12 protein-coding genes are annotated in these 14,755 nt (G+C 66.1%); 8 read left to right on the plus strand and 4 right to left on the minus strand.

Features of this window, described 5'->3' with window-relative positions; genetic code table 11:
* Window positions 1–596 precede the first annotated feature (596 nt).
* From N5C25_RS06740 to N5C25_RS06750, 3 genes are all read left to right on the plus strand, one after another.
* Window positions 597–1,460, plus strand: coding sequence for a pirin family protein (locus N5C25_RS06740; RefSeq protein ID WP_021203180.1), 864 nt, complete (start codon window positions 597–599; stop codon window positions 1,458–1,460).
* A 120-nt stretch (window positions 1,461–1,580) separates the two neighbouring features.
* Window positions 1,581–2,300, plus strand: a complete 720-nt coding sequence (gene aqpZ, locus N5C25_RS06745) for an aquaporin Z (RefSeq protein ID WP_262212675.1) — start codon at window positions 1,581–1,583, stop codon at window positions 2,298–2,300.
* A gap of 197 nt (window positions 2,301–2,497) precedes the next feature.
* The gene (locus N5C25_RS06750; RefSeq protein ID WP_019662176.1) at window positions 2,498–2,956 is read left to right on the plus strand and encodes a hypothetical protein; all 459 of its coding nucleotides are present in this window, start codon (window positions 2,498–2,500) and stop codon (window positions 2,954–2,956) included.
* Window positions 2,957–3,075: 119 nt separating this feature from the next.
* Here N5C25_RS06750 and N5C25_RS06755 read toward each other — a convergent pair whose 3' ends face one another.
* On the minus strand, window positions 3,076–3,927 hold the full coding sequence (locus N5C25_RS06755) for a pirin family protein (protein ID WP_164144787.1): 852 nt from the start codon (window positions 3,925–3,927) through the stop codon (window positions 3,076–3,078).
* A gap of 215 nt (window positions 3,928–4,142) precedes the next feature.
* Between N5C25_RS06755 and N5C25_RS06760 the strand changes: the two genes are divergently transcribed.
* Complete coding sequence (locus N5C25_RS06760; protein ID WP_279936663.1) at window positions 4,143–6,224, plus strand: carbon starvation CstA family protein; 2,082 nt, start codon at window positions 4,143–4,145, stop codon at window positions 6,222–6,224.
* Window positions 6,224–6,448 carry a CstA-like transporter-associated (seleno)protein gene (locus N5C25_RS06765; protein ID WP_005410613.1) on the plus strand — a complete coding sequence of 75 codons (225 nt, stop codon included), beginning with the start codon at window positions 6,224–6,226 and terminating at the stop codon, window positions 6,446–6,448. The genes N5C25_RS06760 and N5C25_RS06765 overlap by 1 nt, the downstream gene beginning before the upstream one ends.
* A gap of 351 nt (window positions 6,449–6,799) precedes the next feature.
* Here N5C25_RS06765 and N5C25_RS06770 read toward each other — a convergent pair whose 3' ends face one another.
* The 3 genes from N5C25_RS06770 to N5C25_RS06780 form a co-directional block, all read right to left on the minus strand.
* Window positions 6,800–8,050, minus strand: a complete 1,251-nt coding sequence (locus N5C25_RS06770) for a DUF819 family protein (protein WP_262212671.1) — start codon at window positions 8,048–8,050, stop codon at window positions 6,800–6,802.
* Window positions 8,051–8,169: 119 nt separating this feature from the next.
* Window positions 8,170–9,456, minus strand: coding sequence for a HAMP domain-containing sensor histidine kinase (locus N5C25_RS06775; protein WP_019662180.1), 1,287 nt, complete (start codon window positions 9,454–9,456; stop codon window positions 8,170–8,172).
* Window positions 9,443–10,156 (minus strand): response regulator transcription factor, encoded by a 714-nt coding sequence (locus N5C25_RS06780; protein ID WP_058981001.1) that lies wholly within the window; start codon window positions 10,154–10,156, stop codon window positions 9,443–9,445. Before N5C25_RS06780 ends, N5C25_RS06775 begins: the two co-directional genes overlap by 14 nt.
* 131 nt (window positions 10,157–10,287) lie before the next feature.
* Here N5C25_RS06780 and N5C25_RS06785 point away from each other — a divergent pair, with 131 nt between their 5' ends.
* The 3 genes from N5C25_RS06785 to N5C25_RS06795 all read left to right on the plus strand — a co-directional run bounded on the left by N5C25_RS06785 (window position 10,288) and on the right by N5C25_RS06795 (window position 14,513).
* Window positions 10,288–11,991 (plus strand): glycosyltransferase family 39 protein, encoded by a 1,704-nt coding sequence (locus tag N5C25_RS06785; RefSeq protein WP_279936664.1) that lies wholly within the window; start codon window positions 10,288–10,290, stop codon window positions 11,989–11,991.
* 111 nt (window positions 11,992–12,102) lie between these two features.
* Window positions 12,103–12,867 (plus strand): phosphatase PAP2 family protein, encoded by a 765-nt coding sequence (locus N5C25_RS06790; RefSeq protein ID WP_058980997.1) that lies wholly within the window; start codon window positions 12,103–12,105, stop codon window positions 12,865–12,867.
* Window positions 12,864–14,513 (plus strand): phosphoethanolamine transferase, encoded by a 1,650-nt coding sequence (locus tag N5C25_RS06795; RefSeq protein ID WP_262212669.1) that lies wholly within the window; start codon window positions 12,864–12,866, stop codon window positions 14,511–14,513. Before N5C25_RS06790 ends, N5C25_RS06795 begins: the two co-directional genes overlap by 4 nt.
* Window positions 14,514–14,755: the final 242 nt, after the last annotated feature.

The following is a 14,755-nucleotide window of genomic DNA, read 5'->3' on the forward strand; positions in this document are numbered from 1 at the left end:
GTCCAAGTCTCGGGGGTCACTTCACCTTGGGGGCTTGGCCGCGGCATCCATGCCGCGGACACCCCGCAACCCGACACCGCCCCGCCCCTGACAGTTCCCCGATGACGGTGGGTCAGCTGCGGTTGCTGTAGGTGTCGACCTTGGTCGACACGCTTGATCCACGCCATGCGTGGATGCGAGCGAAGCGACCGGCGTTTGCTTTTGATTTTCTTTTTCTTCTCCGTGGCTGGACAGCACACGGAAACTGTCAGAGGTCGGGCGGGTGGGTGGCGCAGGGGCGTGAGCCGCATGGATGCGGCGATCGAGCTTACATGGGTGAGGGCGCTTTGCTTGCGAAGCACTGCTTCGCGAGCGACCGAACGCACAGCCGCCAGCGGCTGGGCTGGGCCCCGGAGGGGGACTTGCAGCGTCCCCTGCGCCACCCACCCGCCCGGCCAATCGCGGCTTTTGATCTTGCTTCTGCCTTCAGCGACCAACCCCACAGCCACGAGGGGCTGCGCCGTTGGCTGGAACAACGTGTTACCCATACGGGGCATGTACCCGTCACAGCTGCATGCGATGCTCACCACCTGATCCCTGCCAGCGAGAACGCCCGCATGACCACCATCATCGCCCCGCGCGTGCACGACATCGGCGGCCTCGAAGTCCGTCGCGCCGTCCCCACCCTGCAGGCGCGCAGCATCGGCTCGTTCGTGTTCGTCGACCAGATGGGCCCGGCACTCATGCACCCCGGCACCGCCATCGACGTGCGCCCGCATCCACATATCGGCCTGGCCACCGTGACCTACCTGTGGTCGGGCGCGATCGGCCACCGCGACACGCTGGGGTCGGACCAGGTGATCCGTCCCGGCGACGTCAACTGGATGACCGCTGGTCGCGGCATTGCCCATTCCGAGCGGACACCGCAACCGGACCGCGCCCACGACAACCCGATCCACGGCATGCAGACCTGGGTGGCGCTGCCGAAATCGCACGAGGAAATCGAACCGGCCTTCTACCACCATGCCGCGGCTACGCTGCCCGAGCAGCGCCGCAACGGTGCCTGGCTGCGGGTGATCGCCGGCCGCGCCTATGGCGAGGAATCGCCGGTGAAGGTGTTCGCCGATACCCTCAACGTGGCGATCGATCTCGACCCGGATGCGGAGATCGATATCGATGACGGCCACCGCGAGCGCGCGCTGTACATCCTCGAAGGCGACGCACAGCTGGATGGCGTGGACATCCCTGCACAGCATCTGGTGATTCCCGAGGCCGGCGCACGCGGCCGCCTGCGCGCGAAGACGCCGGTGAAGGCGATGCTGTTCGGTGGCGAGCCGCTGGATGGCCCGCGCCACCTCTGGTGGAACTTCGTATCCAGCTCGAAGGAGCGCATCGAGCAGGCCAAGCACGATTGGGAGGCCGGCCGATTCGGCACCATTCCGGGCGACGACAAGGAGTTCATTCCGCTGCCGCAGTATTGAACATCGCGTGTTGCACACATCCGAGGGTGTATCCCTGCACCCGGCGTTGACGCTACAGTCACCCGCTGATCACTGAAATGTGACATAAATCACACTTTCGCCCTCAAAGGAGTGCAACACATGAGCATGGGTAAACGCTTGTCCGCCGAATTCCTCGGCACGTTCTGGCTGGTGTTGGGCGGCTGTGGCAGCGCGGTGCTGGCCGCCAAGTTCGGTGGCGACGGCAATCCGCTGGGTATCGGGTTCCTCGGCGTCGCCCTGGCCTTTGGCCTGACCGTGGTGACCGGCGCCTATGCGTTCGGCCATATCTCCGGCGCGCACTTCAATCCGGCAGTCAGCGTCGGCCTGTGGGCCGGCGGCCGCTTCCCGACCAAGGACCTCGTGCCGTACATCATCGCCCAGGTGGCTGGCGGCCTGCTGGCCGGCTTCATCCTGCTGCAGATCGCGTCGGGGGCCAGCGGCTTCGCCAACGATGGCAGCCAGGCCGGTGCGTTCGCCAGCAATGGGTATGGCGCGCTGTCGCCTGGCGGTTACAGCGTGGCAGCGGCCTTCCTGTGCGAAGTGGTGCTGACCGCCGTGTTCCTGATCGTGATCATGGGCGCCACCCATGGCAAGGCGCCGGCTGGCTTTGCGCCACTGGCGATCGGCCTGTCGCTGACCCTGATCCACCTGATCAGCATCCCGGTCACCAACACCTCGGTGAACCCGGCCCGTTCCACCGCCGTGGCCTTCTTCGCCGGCAGCGGCGCAGTAAGCCAGTTGTGGCTGTTCTGGGTCGCCCCGCTGCTGGGCGGCGCGATCGGCGGCATCATCTACAAGTGGATCGGCAACGACCGCTGAGGCCTGTGCGCACCATTGCGGCCGACCATCGGCCGCAATGGTTACGTCTGCAACTTCGATTTGTGCGATCGCTCACGTTCCGTTAAGGTTGAGTTGACCGTCCGTGCACACGCCGGGCGGGGCGGCATCCGGGGATGGGATGCCACGGCCGCCAGTCCATCTGGTGGAGCCACACGACCGACCACCTTGGGGGATGCATGAAGTTCGCGCCTGTAGTGTTGTCGAGCCTGCTGTTCGCCGCGGCCCAGGCTGCCGCGCAGGCTCCCGCGGAATGTCCTTCGTTGCCGGCCAGCAGTGGCCTGCAGTGGCAGCAGCAGGTGTTGGCCGACCTTCTGGTCTGCCGCGCCAGCACCGGGGATGGACGCGAGGTACTGAGCCTGATGCTCAGCGCGCGTGACCCTGATATTCCGTTGAACCGGGCACTGCGCCAGGAAAAAGGCAGCTTCGGCGGTGAACCGCTTTACTGGTACCAGCCCGATCTCGGTGGCCAGCAGCCGCCCGGCTATGCCGAGCGCCGCATCAGCGTGGTCAAGCTGGACAAGAAGCGCTACGCGCAGATTTCGCTGTACCCGGACAGCGCCCAGGAGCTGGGCTCGCTGCAGCAGTTGGCGCAGGGCATGAGCCTGACCCCGTCAGCCGTGGCCGCGGGGCGCTGAAGGTGACGGGGATGACTGCCTGGCAGCATCCCCGCAGGATCCGACTCGCGGGACGTCCGCCGGGCGTGGCCCGGCGGCGTTGCCGGCTTCTTTCGACGGGCCATGCCCGGCGCAATCCATCAGAACTTGCCTTCCTGGAAGTCGACGAAGGCCTGCATCAGTTCCTGCCGCGTGTTCATCACGAAGGGGCCATGGCGCATCACCGGTTCGCGCAGCGGACGGCCGGCAACCAGGATCAACCGCGCGCCTTCACTGCCCGCCGAGAGGTGCAGTTGCTCGCCTCCGCCCAACACCGCCAGTTCCTGGCGTGCAACGTCGCGCGCAGCGTCCTGCTCGCCCACCGTCAGCCCGCCCTCGAACACGTAGGCAAAGGCGTTGTGCCCTTCCGGCAGCGTGTAGGTCCAGGCCCGATCAGGCACCAAGGTGATGTCGAGGTAGAGCGGATTGGTGGCCGGTTGCACGATCGGACCCCGGGTGCCGTCCACGCTGCCGGCAATCACCTTCACTGTCACACCCGGCTCCGGCTGCACCACCGGAATCCGCTCGGGCGCGAATTCCTGGTACTTCGGGTCAGTCATCTTCTCCTTTGCCGGCAGGTTCACCCACAGCTGGAAGCCGCGCATCTGCCCGCTTTCCTGCTCGGGCATCTCCGAATGCACCAGGCCACGCCCAGCGGTCATCCACTGCACGCTGCCCGGGGTCAGCAGGCCTTCGTTGCCGTGGTTGTCGCGATGCCGCATGCGCCCGTCGAGCATGTAGGTGACGGTCTCGAAACCGCGGTGCGGATGTTCCGGGAAGCCGGCGATGTAATCCTCGGCGCGGTCGGTTCCGAATTCATCGAGCAGCAGGAACGGATCCAGATCGGGCAGCGTGGGGCCGCCGATGACGCGGGTCAGGCGCACGCCAGCACCGTCGGAGGTGGGCAGGCCGCGGATGGTGCGCAGCACGCGGGCCGGTTCGGGAAGGCTCATGGCGACTCCTGTTGGATGGATGCCAGTGAAGATGGACGCCATACGGCCGTACGCCAATGGATGGCGCCGCAACCGATTGTTCCATCCCTGATGTTCGCTGCACGTCAGCACAACGAACGTACGACCAAAGTACTACCGCCGATTCGTCCTGCGCCAATTGACCCTGTCGAAGGCAAGCGGGACTCTTTGACTGTCTTTCCGGGAGAGAGCACCTCATGAAAGGGTTTTCAAAACTGGGCTGGGCGGTACTCGCCCTGCTCGGCGCATTCTGTCTGGGCACCGTGGCACTGCGCCGCGGCGAGCACATCAATGCGCTGTGGATCGTCGTCGCCGCGGTTTCGCTGTACCTGGTCGCCTACCGCTTCTACAGCCTGTTCATCGCCAACAAGGTGATGCAGCTGGATCCGACCCGGGCCACCCCGGCGGTGATCAACAACGATGGCCTGGACTACGTGCCGACCAACAAGCACGTGCTGTTCGGCCACCACTTCGCCGCCATTGCCGGCGCCGGCCCGTTGGTCGGCCCGGTGCTGGCCGCGCAGATGGGCTACCTGCCCGGCCTGCTGTGGCTGGTGGTGGGCGTGGTGCTGGCCGGCGCAGTGCAGGACTTCATGGTGCTGTTCCTGTCCAGCCGTCGCAACGGCCGCTCGCTGGGTGACCTGGTGCGCGAGGAGATGGGCCAGGTACCCGGCACCATCGCCCTGTTCGGTGCGTTCCTGATCATGATCATCATCCTGGCGGTGCTGGCGATGGTGGTGGTCAAGGCGCTGGCCGAAAGCCCGTGGGGCATGTTCACGGTGATCGCGACGATGCCCATCGCGATCCTGATGGGCGTCTACATGCGCTATATCCGCCCTGGCAGGATCGGCGAGATCTCGGTGGTCGGCCTGATCCTGCTGCTGGCCGCAATCTGGTACGGCGGCAAGGTCGCCGCCGACCCGGTGTGGGGCCCGGCGTTCACCTTCACCGGCACCCAGATCACCTGGATGCTGATCGGCTACGGCTTCGTCGCCTCGGTGCTGCCGGTGTGGCTGCTGCTGGCCCCGCGCGACTACCTGTCGACCTTCCTCAAGATCGGTACCATCATCGCGCTGGCCGTCGGCATCCTGATCGTGATGCCGGAACTGAAGATGCCGGCGCTGAGCCAGTTCGCCGCCAGCGGTGATGGCCCAGTGTGGAAGGGCGGCATGTTCCCGTTCCTGTTCATCACCATCGCCTGCGGTGCGGTGTCGGGCTTCCATGCGCTGATTTCGTCCGGCACCACGCCGAAGCTGCTGGCCAATGAAGCGCACATGCGCTACATCGGCTACGGCGGCATGCTGATGGAATCGTTCGTGGCGGTGATGGCGCTGGTCGCGGCCTCGATCATCGATCCGGGCATCTACTTCGCGATGAACAGCCCGGCGGCGGTGATCGGTGCCGATGCGGCCTCGGCGGCGCACTACATCACCAACACCTGGGGCTTCACCATCACGCCCGAACAACTGACCGCGACCGCGGCGGCGATCGGTGAACCGACCATCCTGCATCGCGCCGGTGGTGCGCCAACGCTGGCGGTGGGCATCGCGCAGATCCTGCACGAAGCGATTCCCAGTGGCAGCGACGCGATGATGGCGTTCTGGTACCACTTCGCGATCCTGTTCGAAGCACTGTTCATCCTGACCGCAGTGGACGCCGGCACCCGTGCCGGACGCTTCATGCTGCAGGACCTGCTGGGCAATTTCGTGCCTGCCCTGAAGAAGACCGAATCGTGGACCGCCAACATCATCGGCACTGCGGGTTGCGTGGCACTGTGGGGCTACCTGCTCTATACCGGCGTGGTCGATCCGTTCGGCGGCATCCAGACGCTGTGGCCGCTGTTCGGCATCTCCAACCAGATGCTGGCGGGTATCGCACTGATGCTGGGCACCGTGGTGCTGTTCAAGATGAAGCGTGACCGCTACGCATGGGTCACTGCGGTACCGGCAGTGTGGCTGCTGATCTGCACCACCTATGCCGGCTTCATCAAGATCTTCGACAGCAACCCGGCACAGGGGTTCCTGGCCCAGGCACACAAGTTCCAGGCTGCCATTGCCAGCGACACCATCACCGCACCGGCCAAATCGGTGGCGCAGATGAAGCAGATCGTGGTCAACGCCTACGTCAACACCGGCCTGACCGCGCTGTTCCTGCTGGTGGTGGGCGCTGTGCTGGTGTATTCGATCAAGACCATCCTGGCGGCACGCCGCAATCCGCAGCGCAGCGACCGCGAGACCCCTTACGTGGCACTGAAGCCGCACGAAATGGTGGATCTGTGATGAGCACGCAACTGGTTCCCGCCGGCCAGTACCAGGCGCACCGCCGCATCTGGCGGCGCCTGGTGCAGACCGCACGTCTGTGCTGTGGCATTCCCGATTACGACAACTATGTCCGGCACATGCTGGAAAAGCACCCGGACCAGGAGCCAATGGACTACAAGACGTTCTTCCGCGAACGCCAGGAAGCGCGCTACGGTGGGCGCAATGGTGGCCGCTGCTGTTGAGGGTTGGGTGTGGGTGCCGGGCTTGCCGCCCGGCGCCCGCAGAGGCCGGAGCAACGGCAACAGCTGAGGCGTCGGCTCTGGGTTTCTGTGTGCTTGGCGAGGTGGTGTCGGATGGCGGGGACGCCGTAAACCCATCCCTGGGGGCTTGGCCGCGGCATCCATGCCGCGGACACCCCGCCATCCGACACCACCCCACCTTCGACAGATTTCCGGTGACGGCGAGATGCATCAGGGGTCAGATCCGTTTCCTCCGGGAAACGGGTCTGACCCCTTCCATGTTCATGGAGGCCCATGAAATGCATCCACGCATGGCGTGGATCTACGCAAGCATGACGCCGGGGCGGCCCGGACTCAGCCGTTGGCCATCCACTTCAGGATCAGGCCAGTGACATAGGCCAGCCCGGTGCCGGTGGCGTAGCCCACCGTGCCCAGCAGCACGCCCACCGGAGCCAGCGTCGGATGGAACGCTGCGGCCACCACGGGGGCCGAAGCGGCTGCGCCGATGTTGCCCTGCGAACCGATCGCGAAGAAGAACAGCGGCGCGCGCAGCAGCTTGGCCACCACCCACAGCACCAGCACATGCGTGGCCATCCAGATCGCGCCGAGCAGGAACAGCCACGGCCGGTCCAGCAGCGACAGCAGGTTCATCTGCATGCCGATGCAGGCGATCAGGAAGTACAGGAACACAGTGCCCAGCCGCGAAGCGCCTGCGGCTTCCAGCCGGCGCGCACGAGTGAAGCTCAGGCCCAGGCCCATCGCTGTCGACAGCAGGATCACCCACACGAACTGGCTATCCAGGCTGAACTGGCTGGCCCAGCTGACATTGGTCTTGAACCAGCCCGCCAGCGGCGCGGCGATGGCATGGGCCAGGCCGACGCCGCCCAGTGCCACGCCGACGATCACCATCAGGTCGGTCATGCTGGGAATGCGCGCGTTCTGCGCCTCGTAGGCACTGATGCGCGCCTTCATCTCGTCGATGGCGCGGGTGTCGGCCCCGTTGCGGGTATCGATCTGCTGCGCGCGGTTGGCCAGGAACAGCAGGATCGCCATCCACAGGCTGGCACAGGCCACGTCGACCACGGCGAACTGGCCGAAGGTGGTGGCGTCGGTGCCGAACACCTCGCGCATGGCCACCATGTTGGCGCCGCCACCGATCCAGCTGCCTGCCAGCGCGGCCATGCCGGCCCAGGTATCACCGGCCACGGTTTCCGGGTGGATCAGCTTCATCAGCTGGAACGAGACGATTGCGCCGAGCATGATGCCAGCGGTACCGGCACAGAACACGAGCAACAGCTTCGGGCCGAGCTTGATGACGCCTTTCAGATCGATCGACAGGGTCAGCAAGACCAGTGCAGCCGGCAGCAGCACGTCACGCGCGACCGGGTTGTACAGCGAGGTGTTGTGGCCATCGATGACACCGGCGGTGTTGTAGATGGCGGGAATGAAGTAGCACAGCAGCAGCGCCGGCACCCAGGCGAAGATCTTCTTCAACAAGGGGGTCGGACCACTGGCAGCCCAGAAGATCAGGGCCAGGGTGGCGGCGATCAGGCCCAGTCCAACGATATCGTTGCTGATCAGGGCGGTAGCGGGTTCGGTCGGCATGGGATCCTCTGTCGATCGAAAGAGCGGAAAAAAAAGCGCCGCATAAAGCGGCGCAGGTCCAGATTAACACTGTCTTCACGCCGGGTCATGCCGCAGCGCGGAGCAGGTCGGCCGCTTGATCAGGCGGGGCGCGAAGCGCCAAAGTCCAGGGTGACGCGTGTCCCGCGCGGCTCGCAGGGCTGCAACTGCAGTGTCCAGCCCAGGTGTTCACACAGCCGCGCGATCAGGTCCAGGCCGATGCCGCTGCCACGGTCGGCACGCCCGCCGCGGGCCATGCGTGCATGGATCGCCGCGATCTCCTCCGGGCTCATGCCGTGCCCGGGGTCCTGCAGGGTCAGCACCGCCGACGGACTCAGCTGCAGTTCGATATGGCCGCGACCGCTGTTCTCGATGGCATTGCGCAGCAGGTTGCCGATCGCCGCCTGCACCACCGCCATCGGCGCGACGATATCCACCGGCGCGGCCTGGATACCGATGCTCAGGTCCTTGTCGCCGAGGAGGTGGCGATGGTCGTCGACGATCTCCGGCAGCAGCTGGTCCAGCGCGATGCGCTCGGCACGCGCCGCCAGGCGCGCCGGATCGCGCGCCAGCACCAACAGCAGCTCGATCAACTGCTCCACGCTCTGCGCCGTGCGCAACACCCGCTGCATCTGCTGGCGGGCGCGCTCGGGCAGGCCCGGTTGCTCCAGTGCCAGTTCGGCGGCACCGGTCATCACGGCGATCGGCGTGCGCAGTTCGTGGCTGGCGGTGCTGATGAAGACCCGCTCACGCTCGACGAACTGCTCATTGCGGTCAAGGTAATCGTTCAGTGCATCGGCGATGGTATGCAGTTCGGAACTGCCGCGTGGATCGACCTCGATGCGCTGGCCCTGCACGCCCGGCCGCAACGCGGCGATGTGCTGTGCCAGCAGGCTCAGCGGGCGCACCATGCGTTCCATGCCGAACGACGCCATCAGTACGGTGACGAAGATCATGATCACCCCGGCCAGCATCACCCAGCGCGTGGCGAACTGTTCCAGATCATGAAAATCGGAAATGTCCAGAACCAGCGCGACCCGGCCCATCGACTCGGTTTCGCGCACCATCACCGCCGTCTCACGGCCCTTGATCATTACGCCGTCATGCAGCCCCGGATGCAACGTACGCAAAGCGTCGGGCAGGTTGACCGCATCGAAGCGATACAGGCTGAGCGTGTCCGAATCCTGCCAGCGGTAATGCGGCTCATGCTCGACGTGCTCGACGATGCTGTCCAGTTCGGAGTTGAGCAGTGCGCGCCAGGCGGCGTGCTCGGCATGCTCGTGCACATAGTTGCCAACGCTGAACACCGCCAGTGAAAGCAGCGCCAGATAGCCCAGCAACCACCACACGACCCGACGGTACAACGGGCCCGGCTTACGCGCCTTCATCGTCATCCTTGCCGGCATCGCTGGTGGAACTCACCGCCAACCGGTAGCCCACCCGCGGCAGCGTGTGGATCAGTTTCTTGGCGAACGGGCCGTCGACGCTGCGACGCAACTCGTAGACGTGCGAGCGCAGCAGGTCACCATCCGGCGGCTCATCGCCCCACAGGGCGAACTCCAGCTGCTGTCGTGTCACCGCCCCCGGGCTGGCCCGCATCAGCACTTCCAGCAATTTGCGGCAGGCCGGGTACAGGTGCAGCAGCTGGCCCCCACGCTGGGCCTCCAGCGTTGCCAGATCCAGTACCAGGTCGCCCACCTGCAGGCGCTTGCGCGGGTTGCGGCCCTGCGCACGCAGCAACAGCGCCTCCAGCCGCACCTCCAGTTCTGGCAGCGCGAACGGCTTGGTCAGGTAGTCGTCGGCACCGGCGCGGAAGCCGGCAATCTTGTCCGGCAGCTCGTCACGCGCGGTCAGCATGATCACCGGCACTTCCGATGCTCGCTCGGCGCGCAGCCGGCGCAGCACCTCCGGGCCCTCCATGCGCGGCAGCATCCAGTCCAGGATCACGGCGTCGTAAGGGTGGCTGCCGGCCAGGTGCAGGCCGGTGATGCCATCCGGGGCCACGTCAAGCACATGCCCGCGCGACTCGAAATAGTCGAACAGGTTGGCTACCAGCTGGCGGTTGTCCTCGATCACCAACAGACGCATGCACGAAACACCCACGGAAGTTCGTACCATGGTAGCGCCGCGCATGTCGGAATGCGGTCGCCCCGGCCCCGCTCTGACGCTTTTCCCACCCCTGCCACCTCAGAATGGCCGTTTTGCTCCCGGAGCCTGCCGTGCCCGTAGCCCTGCCCCGCCGTTGGCGCCTGCCCCTGTTGTGGCTGTTGATCGTTGCTGCGCTGGCAGCGGGGATCGGCCTTCGGCAGCCGCAGCCACCGGACGAGCCGCGCTTCGTGCTGGCGGCCCGGACCATGGTCGAAAGCGGGCAATGGCTGCTGCCGCACCGGGGAGTGGAGCTGTATGCGGAGAAGCCGCCGGTCTTCATGTGGCTGCAGGCGGCGGCCTACGAGATCGTCGGCAGCTGGCAGTGGTCGTTCCTGCTGCCGTCGCTGCTGGGCGCCCTGCTCAGCCTGTGGCTGGCGTCGGATCTCGCACGCCGGCTGTGGTCACCACGGCATTCCCTGTATGCCTTGGCGGCGCTGTTCTGCACCCTGCAGTTCGGGCTGATGGCCAAGCGCGCGCAGATCGACATGGTGCTGGTGGGCATGACCACGGTGGCCCTGTGGGGCCTGATGCGCCATCTCTGCGAGCGCTGCAACCTGCCCGCACTGTGGCTGGCGGGTTTCGCGGCCGGCCTGGGGACAGTGACCAAGGGTGTGGGTTTCCTGCCGCTGTTGATGGTGCTGCCATGGTTCGGCTGGTGGCTGTACCAGCGTTGCCGCGGCCTCAGGGGGGATGGTCCGCACCCGGCAACGCTGCTGTGGCTGATCCCGGCCTTCCTGCTGGGCGTGTCGGTGTGGCTTGCGCCGCTGGGCTGGGCCCTGCTGCACACGCCCAGCGCCGAACTGCAGGCCTACGCGCATGAGCTGTTGTTCAAGCAGACCGGTACCCGCTATGCCAACGCCTGGCACCACCGCCAACCGGTCTGGTACTACCTGCAGGTGATCCTGACCCTGTGGCTGCCCGGCAGCCTGTTGCTGCCGATGCTGTTCAGACCCTGGTGGCGCCGCCTCCGCCGAGGCGACCGCCGGCAGTGGCTGCTGCTCGGCTGGGCCATTCTGGTGCTGGTGTTCTTCAGCGCCAGCCCGGGCAAGCGCGAGGTGTATGTGCTGCCGATGCTGCCGGCAATGGCACTGGCGGCGGCGCCACTGCTGCCGGGCCTGCTGCGCCGGCTGTGCGTGCGCCGCTACCTGTTCGGCTACAGCGTGGTGCTGATGCTGGCCACCGGCGTGCTCGGCGTCATGCTGTTGACCGAGCACCCCTGGGCCCTTGCGCAGCTTGAGCGCCGGGCAATGCCCGATACGCTGCTGCCGGTGCTGGGCGATGGCCTGCTGACCTTCGCCATCGCCCTGGCCACGCTGATCGTGTGGCTGCGGGTGCGCCGCGCCGCAACGCTGGTGCTGCTGACCCACGGCATGCTGTGGATGCTCTACGGCCTGGTGTTGATTCCGGCGCTGGATCCCTACGCTTCGGCGTCGGCGCTGATGCGCCGGGTCGGCGCACGGATCGGGCCGGACGCCGAACTGGCGCTGGTCGCCTGGCGCGAGCAGAACCTGCTGCAGGCCGACCGCGCGGTGCGCGAGTTCGGCTTCAAGCGGCCTTGGGCCGAGCAATGGCACGATGCCGGCCCTTGGCTCGCCGAAGCGCCGGACAAGCGCTGGCTGCTGGTGCTGGACGATGCAATGAGTCCCTGCGTGGACCCGGCCAAAGTGATCGACATCGGCATGGCCAACAGGAATCGTTGGCAACTGCTTCCCGGTACGGCCTGGGACCCGCAATGCCACGCCGAACGGGCCGGCTCGACCGCCGAAGAAGACTGAACGTTGACTCGTGCCGGGGAATCATTAACCCGGTGCGAACGGGCGTCCGACCCTTCTCCGACATGCAGGTGACGAGCATGACTGCGGATTCCCAAACCGCCCTCCCCCAGCATGCCCGTCCGTCCCCTTGATGCGGTAGCGCCGCTTGCGACACCACTGGCGTCTCGATTTGCCGTAACTCACCTCTGGCTGCCTGTCGCAATCGGTCTGCCATTGTTTACGCTGCTGATGGACTTCGGCGGTGATCAATGGGTGGCCGATCACCTGTTCCGTCTTGAAGGCAGCCACTGGGCGCTGCAGGACGCCTGGATCACCCGCAGCGTCGTGCACAAGGCCGGCAAATGGTTGAGCACGGCGGCGGCGCTGGTCGTGATCCTGCTGTGCTTCCACCACTGGCGTAAGGGTCGCGATCGCACCCTGCAATGGGCGCTGCTTTATGTCGTGATTGCCATGGCATTGGGCACCGGCGCGATCTCCCTGCTGAAGTCGCTGGTGCCGATGGAATGCCCGTGGGACCTGCTGCGCTACGGTGGCCACCAGCCTTTTATCGGGCTTTTCACGGCGCGCCCCGCTGGCATGGCCGCGCAGGCCTGCTTCCCGGCCGGTCACGCCAGTGCTGGCTACGCCTGGCTGTGTCTGTACTATTTCGCCCTGCTATGGCGCCCGTCGTGGCGCTGGACCGGGTTGTGGATCGGCCTCGGCGCCGGCCTGGTGTTCGGCATCAGCCAGCAGCTGCGCGGTGCACATTTCCTTTCGCATGACGTTGCCACTGCATTGATCTGCTGGTTGCTTTCGCTGGGCCTGTATCTCATCGTCAAGTGCGTCCTGACACACCGTCAACCGAACCATGCCAACCGCCAGGAGGCAAACGCATGAGCGCATCGGTCCAACGGCCCGCCCGCCTCCCCGCCCTTGCGGGTCTACGCCACTGGCGGCCGCAGCTGTCCACCGAAGCGCTGATCGCGCTGACCAGCCTGTTCTTCGCGGTGGCCGGCAATGGCCTGTTCTGGCACAGCGCGATGGCCAGCCATCCAGGCAACCTGCGCTACGCGCTTTCACTGCTGCTGTTGCTGCTGGGCGCTCACGGCGTGCTGCTGGGCATCCTGGTCTGGCGCTGGAACGCCAAGGTGGTGATCAGCCTGTTGCTGCTGGTGACCGCATTCGCCGCGCACTACATGAGCCGCTACCACATCTACCTGGATGCGGACATGCTGCGCAACGTGCTGGCGACCGACCCCAAGGAAAGCCGCGAGCTGATGACCGTGTCGCTGCTGTGGCCGGTGCTGTTGCTTGCGGTGCTGCCGATGATCGTGCTGTGGCGCGTGCAGCTGCGCCGCCGCAGCTGGGGCCGCAGCCTGATGTCGCGGCTGGGCTTCCTGGCGGTGGCCGCAGTGACCGCCATCGGCGGTGCCCTGATCTCGTTCCAGGATGTCTCGGCACTGATGCGCAACCAGCGTGAAGTGCGCTATCTCGCGACACCGGCCAATGTCCTGTTGGGCATGCCGCGTGCATTGCGTAGCGACAATCCGGTGCAGCGCGCGCCGAAGCTGCCGATCGGTACCGATGCCAAGGCCACCCCGCGCGCGCCGGCCAGCAAGCCGCGCCTGCTGGTGATCGTCATGGGCGAGACCGTGCGTGCGCAGAACTGGGGGCTCAACGGTGGCCGCAACACCACCCCGGAACTGGCGCAGGCCAGCGTGATCAATTTCCCGGACATGCACTCGTGCGGCACCAGCACCGAGGTTTCGCTGCCGTGCCTGTTCTCGCCGTGGGGGCGCCACGATTACGACGAGAAGAAGATCCGCGCACACCAGTCGCTGCTGCACGTGCTGAACCGCGCCGGCATCGCGCCGTTGTGGCGTGACAACCAGTCCGGCTGCAAGGGCGTGTGCGAGGGCCTGGACTTCCAGTCGCTGTCCGATGCCACCACGCCGGGCCTGTGCGCCGATGGCCGCTGCATGGACGAGATCCTGCTGCAGGACCTGGCCACCCAGGTACGGGCCAGGCCCGGCGACCGGGTGGTGGTGCTGCACCAGCTGGGCAACCACGGACCGGCCTACTTCGAGCGCTATCCGCCTGCATTCCGTCGCTTCACCCCGACCTGCGATACCCGTGACATCGGCCGCTGCTCGCGCGAAGAGATCACCAACAGCTACGACAATGCCGTGCTGTACACCGATCACTTCCTGAGCAAGACCATCGGCACGCTGCAGGGCATGCAGGACTACGACACGGCGATGATCTACCTGTCCGACCATGGCGAGTCGCTGGGCGAGAAGGGCCTGTTCCTGCACGGCGTGCCCTACGCCATCGCCCCGGCCGAACAGACCCGGGTACCGATGACGATGTGGTTCTCCCCGGGTTTTGCCAGCAGCCGCGGGTTGGACCTGCAGTGCGTGCGCAAGCGCTCGGCGGCCTATACCGACCACGACAATCTGTTCCCGTCGGTGCTGGGCCTGATGCAGGTGAAGACCTCGCTGTACGAGCGCGACCGCGACGTGTTCGCCAACTGCGAAGGTTGAGGGTTGTTCGGCAGGGCTTGCAGCCCTGCACCCGCGGTAGTGCCGGCCGCTGGCCGGCAGCCTCGACAGCAACAGCAACAACAAAAGCTGGCATTCCGTGGATTGGCGGGGTGGGTCCGGTTGCGGGGGACGCTGCAAGTACGTCCATGTAAGCTCGGTCGCCGCATCCATGCGGCTCACGCCCCCGCAACCGGACCCACCCCGCCTTCGACAGATTTCCGCGATCTGTCGGAACGACGCAT

Source organism: Stenotrophomonas sp. GD03958 (assembly GCF_029839005.1).
Taxonomy (GTDB): domain Bacteria; phylum Pseudomonadota; class Gammaproteobacteria; order Xanthomonadales; family Xanthomonadaceae; genus Stenotrophomonas; species Stenotrophomonas hibiscicola.